General features: G+C 67.6%; 9 protein-coding genes and 1 pseudogene. 5 read left to right on the top strand and 5 right to left on the bottom strand.

Annotated features, from left to right (window positions below):
* Positions 1–100: 100 nt before the first annotated feature.
* Both ACWEKS_RS26425 and ACWEKS_RS26420 read right to left on the bottom strand, forming a co-directional pair.
* Positions 101–1,261 carry an acyl-CoA dehydrogenase family protein gene (locus tag ACWEKS_RS26425; protein WP_452342552.1) on the bottom strand — a complete coding sequence of 387 codons (1,161 nt, stop codon included), beginning with the start codon at positions 1,259–1,261 and terminating at the stop codon, positions 101–103.
* 5 nt (positions 1,262–1,266) lie between these two features.
* Positions 1,267–1,622: pseudogene (locus ACWEKS_RS26420) on the bottom strand (CoA transferase); the annotation flags it as partial.
* Positions 1,623–1,763: 141 nt separating this feature from the next.
* Between ACWEKS_RS26420 and ACWEKS_RS26415 the strand changes: the two are divergent.
* Both ACWEKS_RS26415 and ACWEKS_RS26410 read left to right on the top strand, forming a co-directional pair.
* Positions 1,764–2,348, top strand: coding sequence for a TetR/AcrR family transcriptional regulator (locus ACWEKS_RS26415; protein WP_354841517.1), 585 nt, complete (start codon positions 1,764–1,766; stop codon positions 2,346–2,348).
* 29 nt (positions 2,349–2,377) lie between these two features.
* Positions 2,378–2,515 carry a hypothetical protein gene (locus tag ACWEKS_RS26410; RefSeq protein ID WP_452342551.1) on the top strand — a complete coding sequence of 46 codons (138 nt, stop codon included), beginning with the start codon at positions 2,378–2,380 and terminating at the stop codon, positions 2,513–2,515.
* Positions 2,516–2,531: 16 nt separating this feature from the next.
* On the opposite strand, the gene ACWEKS_RS26405 is transcribed toward ACWEKS_RS26410, so the two are convergent.
* Complete coding sequence (locus ACWEKS_RS26405; protein WP_452342550.1) at positions 2,532–3,221, bottom strand: dienelactone hydrolase family protein; 690 nt, start codon at positions 3,219–3,221, stop codon at positions 2,532–2,534.
* A 117-nt stretch (positions 3,222–3,338) separates the two neighbouring features.
* A complete protein-coding gene (locus tag ACWEKS_RS26400) occupies positions 3,339–3,662 on the bottom strand; it encodes a rhodanese-like domain-containing protein (protein ID WP_452342549.1) in 324 nt (107 codons plus the stop codon).
* 79 nt (positions 3,663–3,741) lie between these two features.
* On the opposite strand from ACWEKS_RS26400, the gene ACWEKS_RS26395 reads away from it, so the two are divergent.
* A complete protein-coding gene (locus ACWEKS_RS26395; protein WP_452342548.1) occupies positions 3,742–4,215 on the top strand; it encodes a MarR family winged helix-turn-helix transcriptional regulator in 474 nt (157 codons plus the stop codon).
* Positions 4,215–5,207, top strand: a complete 993-nt coding sequence (locus tag ACWEKS_RS26390; protein ID WP_452342547.1) for an LLM class F420-dependent oxidoreductase — start codon at positions 4,215–4,217, stop codon at positions 5,205–5,207. The genes ACWEKS_RS26395 and ACWEKS_RS26390 overlap by 1 nt, the downstream gene beginning before the upstream one ends.
* Before the next feature lie 162 nt (positions 5,208–5,369).
* Here the strand turns inward: ACWEKS_RS26390 and ACWEKS_RS26385 are convergent, their stop codons facing one another.
* A complete protein-coding gene (locus ACWEKS_RS26385; RefSeq protein WP_452342546.1) occupies positions 5,370–6,686 on the bottom strand; it encodes a family 1 glycosylhydrolase in 1,317 nt (438 codons plus the stop codon).
* Between the two features lie 67 nt (positions 6,687–6,753).
* Between ACWEKS_RS26385 and ACWEKS_RS26380 the strand changes: the two genes are divergently transcribed.
* Positions 6,754–7,335, top strand: a complete 582-nt coding sequence (locus ACWEKS_RS26380) for a TetR/AcrR family transcriptional regulator (protein ID WP_452342545.1) — start codon at positions 6,754–6,756, stop codon at positions 7,333–7,335.
* Positions 7,336–7,342: the final 7 nt, after the last annotated feature.

Below are 7,342 nucleotides of genomic sequence, written 5' to 3'. Positions count from 1 at the left end.
CGACGGCGGGGGTGTACTTGGCGGTGTAGAGGCGGGCCTTGTCGTTGTCGGGGTCGGGCCCGGTGTAGGTGACCGACAAGGTGGCACCGGAATCTCCGCGTCACAGCGAGCGGGAGATGATCTCCTTCATGATCTCGCTGGTGCCGCCGTAGATGCGGTTCACGCGCGAACCCGTGTACATGTTCGCGATCGGGTACTCCATCATGTAGCCGTAGCCGCCGAACAGCTGCAGGCACTTGTCGACCACCTTGTCGGCGGTCTCGGCGGCGAACAGCTTGGCCATGGACGCGGTCGACGGATCGTTCCTGCCGTCGATGTACTGCTGAATCGCGTAGTCCACCAGCGTCTTGATGGCCAGCGCCTCGGTCTTGACCTCGGCCAGGGTGAAGGCATTGTGCTGGAACTTGCCGATCGGGCGGCCGAACGCCTCGCGCTCCTTGGAGTAGCGCAGCGCCTCCAGCACCGCCGCCTCGGCCAGGGCCGAGCACAGGCTGGCGATGATCAGGCGCTCGCGGGCCAGCTGCTCCATCAGTTGATAGAAGCCCAGACCCTCCTGCGCGCCGAGCAGATTGGCGACCGGGACGCGCATGTCGGAGAAGAACAGCTCGCGGGTGTCCTGGGCGTGCTGGCCCATCTTCTCCAGCACCCGGCCGCGCTCGAAGCCCGGCAGATCCTTGGTCTCGGCCACGATGAGCGAGACGCCGGCCGCACCCTGGGACGGGTCGGTCTTGGCCACGATCACCAGCAGATCGCAGTGAGTGCCATTGGAGATGAATGTCTTCGAGCCGTTGATGACGTAGTGGTCGCCCGCGCGGATGGCGGTGGTGCGCACCGACTGCAGGTCCGAACCGGTGCCCGGCTCGGTCATGGCGATGGCCAGCACCAGCTCACCGCTGATGATGCCCGGCAGCCACTTCCGGCGCTGCTCCTCGTTGCCGTAGTGGTAGACGTAGTGCGACACGATCGGCGAGTGCACCGAGAAGCCGAAGCCATTGTCGTGCGCGTAGACCAGCTCCTCCTGGACCACGGCCTGCAGGCCGAAATCGCCGCCCGCGCCGCCGAATTCCTCGGGCAGGTCCAGCCCGAGCAGACCGGCGTCACCGGCCTTGTTCCAGAACTCACGATCGACCATGTGCTGCTTGGTCCAGCGCTCGCGGTTGGGCGCGGACTCCTTGCGGAAGAACTCCGCCGCGTGCTTGCGCAGCTCGCGGTGCTGGTCCGTCTCCCAGGTGGGGCGGTAGTCGGGGAACAGTACGGACATCGGTGTCACTCTCCGTTGTTGCGTCGGATGCCGTTGAGCGGCAGGTCTTCCCGAGCGGCGATGGCTTCGAGCTCGGCAATGGTCTTGTCGGCGAACGCCTTCCGGAAAGCCTCGTGGGTGCCGTCGGTCCCGAAGGTCGCCAGCGCACCCAGGAAGAAGTGCGGCTCCACCGCCCCCAGCGCGATGTAGCCGTCGGCGCAGTCGTAGACGGCGTAGCCGGGGAAGGCTCCGCCGGCACCGCCCCGTCCCCCATGAGCCGGTACCGCACCGCGTCGCCCGCGCGGGCCGCGGCCTCTTCCAGCGCCACCCGATACGGCTGTCCCGCACCGGTTCCCGCCCGGCGCACCCGGGCGGCCAGCGCGCCGCATCGTTGGTTCCTCCATGCAGCGAACGATACAGTTGTATCGTAAGTCGGTCAATCATAACGCCAGCTCAGCGCCTGACCGGGAACCGCTACTACTCGACGTAAAATCGGCGGACGCAATCGACGAGTTGAGGGGCGATGCTGAATCCACGAGCCACCAATGACGACCTGACCGCCAAGGCCCGCATCCGCAATGCCGCCATGGACCTGTTCGCCCAGTACGGCGACTCCCGGGTCTCGCTGCGCGCGGTGGCCGCCGAGGCCGGCGTCACCCTCGGGCTCGTCCAGCACCATTTCAAGACCAAGGACGGCCTGCGCGACGCGGTCGACAAGCTGGTCGTCGACTACTTCGCCCAGACCGTCGCCTCGATTCCCCCTACCGGCACGCACGCCGAAGTCGCGTCGGCCCGCGACGAAGCGGTCCGCCGGATGCTGCACGACAACCCGGCCGTCGTGAACTACATCCGCCGCTCCCTGCTGGAACCCTCGGAAACCCGCATCCATCTCCTGGACGCCCTCGTGGACCTGACCCGCAGCGAGGTCGCCGGCCTGCGGGAGGCCGGCCTGGCCTCCACCGACAAACCCGAATCCGCCCAGATTGTCGCCGTTCTGATCCGCCAATTCGGCGAACTCCTGCTGGCCCCCATGCTCGACGCCGTCTGGGAACGCGTCTCCCCCGACAACCCCACCCGCCCGCGCCTGTCGATCACCGTCAGGGACTGAGCAGAGAGCCGCGACCGAAGGACAGCGCGATGACGGAAACCGACTACCTGATGTCCTCGCCCACGATGGCTCGGCGACTCCTGGAATCCATCGCCGCCGTCGACGCCGGTGATGTCGAAATGCACGAACTCATGGATATCCCGGACGAAATCGAAACCGCTGAATGATCTCGGTACTCGTCGGTCAGCGCAGGTGAGTCTCGAAGAAGGCGAAGATGCGCCGCCAGGCGTCCTCGGTGGCTTCCTCGTTGTAGCCGAGGCCCGTGACCCGGATGACCGGTTCGGCCGGGGTGAGGTTGGCGAAGGCGTGGGTGACGCCGGGGTAGGTCTTCACATCGTGGTCGATGCCATAGTCGGTCAGGACGCGTTCGAGTTTCGAGCCGCGGCCGGGATTGGCCGGGTCGAGGGCGCCGTAGCTGGCGACGATGGGGCAGGAACCGCGCAGGATGTCCTCGTAGTTGCCGCGGCCGGAGGGGTAGAAGGGGGCCGCGGCGTCGAAACCCTTGGTGGCAGCCAGGAGTGCGAACCCGCCGCCCAGGCAGAAGCCGACCACAGCCACCCGGCCGGTGCAGTTCGGATCGGCGATGAGATGGGCGCGGGCGCTGAGGATGTCGTGGACGGTGGTGCCGTTCCCATTGGACAGCAGTTCCCGGATCACGCTCGGCACGCACCGAACCCGGCCGCGCGCGAAAAGATTCGGAACGATGGCGAGATACCCGTTGTCGGCCAGGCGGCCGGCGATGGTCCGCATGTCGTCGTTGACACCCACCATGTCGTGCACCACCACGACACCGGGCCAGGGCCCGAGTCCGGCCGGAGTGGCGACATACGCGTCGATGGCGCCGTCGGGTGTGGTCAGTTGGATCGTGCTCACCGGTGAGCCCCCTCCGTCGGAGATCGAACTAACCGGGGCATCGTAGCGCGTCTGGGACAATCTGCCGCTCCCCGCCGCGCATCGCGACGGGGGGCGGCCGAGTGCCGTTGTGCGCGATCAGCTTTCGACGGGCAGACCCGCCTCGGTCCAATCCTGAATGCCGTCGCGGTACTTGCGGACATTGGTGTAGCCCAGCCGCTCCAGCCGGGTGGCCACGTTCTGGCTGTTGGGGCAGGCAGCGTTGGAGCAATAGGTGACGATGGCCGCGTCGCGATCCGGAAGCAGGTGCGGCGCGCGGCTTTCCACCTCGGACTCGACCAGCGCGAGCGCGCCGGGGAGGTGGGCCTTGGCGTAGTACTCGCCGCCGAGGGCGTCGAGCACGATGACCGAACCGGCCTCGATCTCCTGCACGAGTTCGTCGCGTGTGATGAGTGCGGTCATGGAAGTTCCTTTCCGAGAATATGTGCGTGTGCACGCTACTATTTACGTGTGCGCGCACGCAACTGGTTATGATGGGCCGGTGTCCGCCTCCCGATCCCATCCGGCCGTCCACGCCTGGGCCGCCCTGCTGCAGGTCCACGCGAAACTCGTGCCCGAACTCGACGCCGCCCTGCGCCGCGCCACCGGACTGCCGCTGAGCTGGTACGACGTGCTGCTGGAACTCGATGGGCCACACCGGCTCCGAATGAGCGACCTGGGTGAGCGGGTGGTGCTGAGCCGCACCCGGGTCAGCCGCCTGGTGACCGAGATGGAGTCGGACGGTTTGGTTCGGCGTGAATCCAATCCGGACGACGGCCGCTCGGCGTTCGTGAGCATTACCGATGCGGGCCGCCGCCGCTTCCGTGAGGCCGCGCCGCATTATCTGACCGGCATCGAGCAGCGCTTCGGGGGCAGACTGGATCCGGCCGAACTCGAGACCGTCGCAACGGCATTGCGCAAGGCGCTCGGCCCGGCCGAGGTGACCACACCGGATTCGAACAGAGGAGATATCTAGTGCGTTTCGGCATCTTCATCCCGCAGGGCTGGCGGCTCGACCTGGTCGGTATCGATCCCGCCGCGCAGTGGGGAGTGATGCGGGACCTGGCGCAGCGCGCGGATTCGGGGGACGTCTGGGAGTCACTGTGGGTGTACGACCACTTCCACACCGTGCCGGTCCCCACCGAGGAGGCCACCCACGAGGCGTGGTCGCTCATGTCCGCGCTGGCGGCCAGCACCACGCGTATCCGGCTGGGCCAGATGTGCACCGCCATGAGCTACCGGGACCCCGCCTACCTGGCCAAGGTCGCCGCCACCGTGGATCTCATCTCGGGCGGCCGGGTGGAAATGGGCATCGGCGGTGGGTGGTACGAGCACGAATGGCGCGCCTACGGTTACGGATTCCCCTCCGCCGGTGTGCGATTGGGCCGCCTGGACGAGGGCGTGCAGATCTTCAAGCAGGCGTGGACCACCGGCAAGGCCACTCTCGACGGCAAGCACTACCAGGTCGACGGCGCGATCGTGCGCCCGCTTCCCCTGCAGGAGGGCGGAATTCCGATCTGGATCGCGGGTGGCGGCGAGAAGGTGACGCTCCGGATCGCGGCGAAGTACGCCCGGTACACCAATTTCGCGGGCGATCCGGAGACCTTCACCCAGAAGTCGGACCTGCTGCGCGCCCACTGTGCCGCGGTCGGAACGGAATTCGACGCCATCACCCGGAGCTCCAACTTCAATACCCTCGTCGGCGCGACCGAGGCCGAGGTGCAGGACCGCCTGTCCCAGCTGGAGGCCCGCCTGACCCCCTTCGTCGGGGCCGAGGGCGCGGCCCAGCACGTGAAGGATCTCTTCCGTGACTCCCCCGCCGTCGGCACCCCCGAGCAGATCGTCGAACGGCTCTCGCGCGTCAGGGATCTCGGGCTGGGCTACTCCATCCACTACTTCCCGGAGACCGCCTACGACACCTCCGGACTGGAGCTCTTCGAGCGCGAGGTCGTCCCCGCACTGCGCTGAACCCGAAAACCGCCCGCTGACACCGATGTCCGGGTCAGCGGGCGGCATGCGGGGCATCGCCGGATCGGACCGATGGGTCGACACCCGATGCGCGGGTCGGGCCGGTCAGGGGGAAGCACCTGACACGATGTCGCACGGCCGATCCGGCGAGCCGCCGGGTGGTCAGCGGGGCAGCGTCACCGGATCGGTGCAGCTGGCGGGGGCGTCGACCAGCGAGCAGGTCTTGGGCTCGCGGGTCGGGCGGTAGTCGGCGGGGACGCCGCCCGAGCGGGTGATCTCGGTGTAGGCCGGGACCGCGTCGGTGGGGCGGCGGGTGAGGGTGGGGTCGGTCCGGACGTCCACCGTGTAGAGGCCGAATCGCGGTGTGTAGGAACCCCACTCGTAGTTGTCGGTGAGGCTCCAGTAGTTGTAGCCGATCACGTTCATGCCGTCGGCTTTGGCGCGCTGCACCCAGTAGACGGTGTCGCGCAGGTCGTCCGCCCGGGTGTACCCGTCGTCGCGCGGCTTGCCGTTCTCCGTGGGCATGCCGTTCTCGACGATATAGAGCGGCTTACCCGGGAAGGCGTGCGAATAGTGTTCCAGCGCATAGTAGATGCCGTCGGCCTGCAGCGGGTTGTGCCAGAGCTGGCTGATGTTCGCCGAACGCAGAGCATCCGGGGACAGGCCGTAGTAGTAGTCGATTCCGATGTAGTCCAGCTTGGCGGCGATCTTGCCGATGAGCGGGCCGTTCACCGCGTCCTCCGCCGACGGGAGGTAGGCGACATTGCTGGTGACCAGCGCGTCCGGCTGCACCTGGTGGATGTAGTCGTAGATGGCGTTGTGCGCCTGCGCGATCCGGTCCTGCATGATCGGCACCGCGGTCACCGGCAGCGAGCCCATCCGGACCTCGTTGATCATGTACATGGCCGGCTCGTTGAACGTGACCCAGAGCGGATTGCCCGCCGCGTAGCGGTCCACGATGGTGCGCGCGTTGGCCAGCCAGTCGTCGACCATCCCCGGCTGATTCCAGCCGCCCCGATCCGCCTCCCAGCCCGGGTACACCCAGTGGTCGAGGGTCAGCATGGGCCGCATGCCCGCCGCCTCGATGGCCCCGATAACCCTGTCGTAGAAGCGAAGTCCGTCCACGTCCCACACGCCCGGCCGGGGCTGAACCCGCGCCCATTCGATGCCGATCCGGTACACCTTCACACCCAGCTGTCTCGCCAGCTCGATATCGGACTCGTAGCGGTCGGCGAAGTCGATCGAATCCCCGTACGGGTCGTCGGTTTTCCCGGAGGCGGCGTAGCGGGACCAATTGCTGTCCGGCGCATGCCCTTCGGACTGGAATCCCGAGGCCGCCACGCCCCACAGGAAGTCCGGGCCGAGCGGCGCGATCCGCGCGGGCGGTTCCGGCCGGGCGAAGGCCGGGGCCGCACTCGCGGTGAGGGCGGCGGAGGCGGCCAGGACGACCGGGGCGAGGTTGCGGAGGCGGAATCGCATGGGCAAAACCGTACAGCGCTCGGTTTTGGTGGACAAGCAACTCTCAGAGTCCGCTTAAACTCGACCGATGGCGAAACGAGGCCCCTACGGGAAAGGCATCGAACGGCGGGAGCAGATCCTGGAGGCCGCGCTGCACACCATTGCCGAGCGCGGATTCCTGGCCACCTCGGTGGCCGAGCTGGCCGAGGCGGTCGGCCTGAGCCAGAGCGGGCTGCTGCACTACTTCGGCTCCAAGGAGGAGCTGTTCGTCGCGGTCCTGCGCAAACGCGACGAGATCGACGTGGCCGCCATGGGCGACCCCACGCCCGAGGCGCTCATCCAGCTCATTCGCCGTAATACCCAGGTGCCCGGCCTCATCGAGCTGTTCACCCACATGCAGGCGGCCGCCGCCGATCCGAACCACCCCGCCCACGAGTACATGCGCCTGCACTACGAACTCGGCACCGCCGGCTTCGCCGAGCTCATCCGCGGCATCCAGCGGGCGGGCGGCATCCCGGAGTCCGTCGACGCCGAGGTGATGGCCACCGCGTTCATGGCCCTGGCCGACGGCCTGCAATCGCGCTGGCTCATCGACCCGTCCATCGACATGGAGTTCTATCTCCGACAGTGCTGGACTCGGTTCACCGGCATGACGTTCACCGCCGACTGACCGATCA

It is taken from the genome of Nocardia sp. NPDC004711, from assembly GCF_053601595.1.
This window is presented reverse-complemented; position numbering and strand designations above follow the sequence as displayed.